4 protein-coding genes and 1 pseudogene are annotated in these 3,104 nt (G+C 35.8%); all 5 read left to right on the forward strand.

Features of this window, described 5'->3' with window-relative positions:
- Positions 1 to 209: hypothetical protein (locus tag MKL51_RS17900; RefSeq protein WP_086222016.1), on the forward strand; the 209-nt coding region annotated here is incomplete at its 5' end.
- 662 nt (positions 210 to 871) lie between these two features.
- Entirely contained in the window at positions 872 to 1,327 is a 456-nt protein-coding gene (locus MKL51_RS17905) for a hypothetical protein (RefSeq protein WP_001136775.1), read from the forward strand.
- A gap of 59 nt (positions 1,328 to 1,386) precedes the next feature.
- Complete coding sequence (locus MKL51_RS17910; protein WP_002121499.1) at positions 1,387 to 1,821, forward strand: hypothetical protein; 435 nt, start codon at positions 1,387 to 1,389, stop codon at positions 1,819 to 1,821.
- A pseudogene (locus MKL51_RS21060) lies at positions 1,790 to 1,867 on the forward strand (putative metallopeptidase); the annotation flags it as partial. The gene MKL51_RS17910 and the pseudogene MKL51_RS21060, both read left to right, overlap by 32 nt.
- A 72-nt stretch (positions 1,868 to 1,939) precedes the next feature.
- Positions 1,940 to 3,099, forward strand: a protein-coding gene (locus MKL51_RS17915; RefSeq protein ID WP_085945698.1) for an IS3 family transposase whose coding sequence is annotated in 2 segments (ribosomal slippage) — positions 1,940 to 2,174 and positions 2,174 to 3,099 — 1,161 coding nt in all. Because the reading frame shifts where the segments join, the coding sequence is not laid out codon by codon here.
- Positions 3,100 to 3,104 lie beyond the last annotated feature (5 nt).

Consider the following 3,104-nt stretch of genomic DNA (forward strand, 5'->3'; position numbering starts at 1 on the left):
AGACGAAGAAGAAGGTGATAGTTCGGTCCGTAATAGACCCAATAGCAAGAATAGACAAAAAAGGGAATATACAAATTATTCAAATTCATAAATGGCTATATGATGAATCTGGAGATTTCGTTGATGAAGACTTATATGAGGCACTCAACAATGGAGAAGTTGGAATATACATAACTTTGCAGTATATGATCATTAATATTGAAAATTAATTATTTTTTATTTTTAGTCAGTTTGAGTTCTTACTCTCTAGAGCCTAATGGTTACTACACATAAGACCTTATTAAGTATTACCTATTGATGGGCACATATTCTTTATAACTCTTGATAAGTAAAAAAATTATGTAGGCTAAAAATAAAACTATTTAAAAAGAAATCTTTATCTATTTAAATATGAATATTTGATATTTTTAATTCAATCCCTATTGCTAGTGCTTAAATATTATGCCAATATGAAGTTGGAGATATTTCCGAATAGATATTTCCTATTTCAGGTCTAAGCGTTTTTTTTCGCTAAGCCCATTTCTGAATAAAAATAGGAAGTGGGCTTTTTTATTTTTAAATATTTCAGTATTATCAGTGTGTTGCTTTAAGTAACACTAAACCTTATTGATCAGCGCAAATATCAAAAAAAGGGGGAGCTTGCCTACTAGGCAAGCTTTTTAAATTGATAATTTAAACACAATAATCCATTTTAAAGCTCAATAGAAAAATCAAACTTCCCTAGCTTTTATTCGTACTAATTTATTGAATATAATCGTTTTTATAATTTTTAAAATTTCCTTAAACTAAAAATGGAAAATTTCTTGTTGCAACATTGTTATAATAGGATTACCTTAAGAAAAATACTTTATAAAAATGAGGAGCTGCTGAAATGCCACAGTATCTCATGTTTGCGGAAAATATTTATAACAAAATTAAAGATGAGGAATTGTTTTCACATGACTGTATTGAAAATATGAACTTACTTATGACATGTATACGCAGAGAAATTGAGGGAACAGAATTTAAATTAAAATATAATTTTATTGATTTTGTTGAATTGTTCAGTAGACCATTAGATGAATGTAAAGTAAAAATAGATGTGAGTTTGATTCCTCCTCATAATTCAGAAGGTGAGTATATTTTATGGTTAGCTGGATTAATCGAAAAAATTACAGAAGGTGGACCTAAACCACCTCCGCCTATAAAGAAGTTTATTCCAGAGTATATGAGCTTGAAATTTGAATTAGATTTTTTACCCTTAAATGAGGAAAAAATTCAAAACGAAGGTAAAGAAATTACGGATTACTTTAATTCAAAGCTTTATAAGGCAACTTTTAAGAAGTAATACTATATTGCCTGTGAGTTTAGCCACCGCCTTAGGGCGGTTTTTTTTGGGTGAGAATAATGGATTCTACAGAATACTTTTGGCTTACTCGGAAAAAAGAACCTAAAACTAAACCTAAAAGCCGGCCATTGCCTAAGGCGAAGCAAAAATATCTCGAGGCTGAGGCAACACTTAAGGAAGAGCTTGAGGATTTGGCGATTGGATTTGAAAGTAAGTTTCAGCCGATCCATACCAAACACTGGCGCTTTGATTTTCATATAGTGAAATTGCGTTTGCTCATTGAAATTGAGGGTGGTCCCTGGTCTGGTGGGCGTGGTGGAAAGCTGTCAAATAAAGCATGGAGTCTTGATCGATATGATCATGCTGAAGAGATGGGTTACAAAATAGAGCGCTTTCATCCAGATTCTATTTTGTCGGGATATGTCATCAACTGGATAAAAAGTGAATTAGCGAGAATTGAAGATGGAGCAAATAAGACCATTTCCACCGACTGATTTTATTGATCAAGCTGAAGAAGAGGAAGCAATTCGTTTAATACCTTGATCCTAGCCAAAATAATGGACAGTACTTCCCTCTAAAGATAACGTAACGTTAACTTTGGAGATCCAAGAAATGGCCAAACGTTTTAGTGCTGAATTTAAACAGCAAGCAATTGATTATGCACTTTCAAACTCACACGAGCCTATAGCTGCAATCGCCCAGAAATTAGGTGTGGGTTATTCAACTTTAGACAAATGGATTCGTGAAACCAATCCAGTGGGTTCAAGCAAACGTCAACTTTCACCAGAACAACAGCGGATCTTGGAATTAGAGAAAGAAGTCAAACAGCTCAAGGAAGCCAATGACATCTTAAAAAAAGCGCATGTGTACTTTCTAACAGATCATGCCAAGAAAAGTACACGGTAATTCAAGATCTAGATATGAATGAAGTCACGGTATCTTCTGCCTGTAAATACCTAGGTGTCAGCACTTCAGGCTATTATGCCTGGCGAAAACGTCAGGCCAATACGGTAGAGAAATATAATGATTTAAAAGCCGTATATTGGCAGCATCATGCACGATTGGGTGCACCTTCATTGGTACATGACATGCATGATTTAGGTTACAGCATGAGTGAACGCACTGTTGGAAGAATGCTGAAAAATCTGGGTTTACGCAGCAGGATTGCGCGTAAATACAAGCATACGACTGATTCAAACCATCGTTTGCCTACAGCACCCAATCTGTTAGAGCGTCAATTTACAGTCATTCAGCCTAACAAGGTTTGGACAACGGATATTACCTATATCCGTACCAAGCAAGGTTGGCTGTATTTATGTGTGATGCTGGATCTATTTAGTCGTCGTATCGTGGGGTGGCAAACCAGCCATCGAATAGACCGCCAGTTGGTGTGTGATACGTTTAACTATGCAATGGCTCGTCAGGGTTATCCAACTGGTGTTATGGTTCATTCGGACCAAGGTTCACAGTACTGTAGTCGTGATTTTAGAGCGCTGTTACTGACAAATGATTGTACTCAGAGTATGTCTAGACGTGGAAACTGTTGGGATAATGCAGTGACTGAAAGCTTCTTTCATACATTGAAAGGTCATGTGGTCCATGGCAGTGTGTTTGCCACTCGAAAAGAAGCGAATGCTGTCTTGTTTGACTATATTGAGATTTATTACAATCGGGTCAGAAGACATTCTGCAAATGGCTGGTTAAGCCCTGAAGCCTTTGAGAAGAAATATTTTAAGAATTTAGAGGGATTTGTTGTCCACGATACTGTCTAGGATCA

The sequence above is a fragment of the Acinetobacter sp. AOR18_HL genome (assembly GCF_027855145.1).
Classification (GTDB): domain Bacteria; phylum Pseudomonadota; class Gammaproteobacteria; order Pseudomonadales; family Moraxellaceae; genus Acinetobacter; species Acinetobacter pittii.